This is a genomic window from Paraburkholderia sp. NMBU_R16 (assembly GCF_013282575.1).
Taxonomy (GTDB): Bacteria; Pseudomonadota; Gammaproteobacteria; order Burkholderiales; family Burkholderiaceae; genus Trinickia.
Genome location: NZ_JAAAYE010000470.1, coordinates 1 through 252 on the forward strand (window position 1 = coordinate 1; position 252 = coordinate 252).

Sequence of the window (252 nt, forward strand, 5' to 3'; positions counted from 1 at the left end):
CGTGCGCAACAAGGCCGTCTACCTTGCGCTGGGTGTTCTGCCCGATGGCACACGGGATATTCTCGGCCTGTGGATCGAAAACACCGAGGGCGCCAAGTTCTGGATGAAAGTGTTCAACGATCTAAAGTAAGCGGTAAGCCATGGGCGTTATAGAGTTCGCGTAAAGGCAATCGCACAATGCCGCCATTGAGTTCGCTCAGGAGGGGCAAGCGATGACGGCCTTCGCAAGAGAAGAATTGGAATCGGTGTGGC

The 252-nt window shown here is 55.2% G+C and carries 1 pseudogene; it reads left to right on the forward strand.

The features are described from left to right. A pseudogene (locus tag GWC77_RS28830) lies at positions 1-127 on the forward strand (transposase); the annotation flags it as partial. Positions 128-252 lie beyond the last annotated feature (125 nt).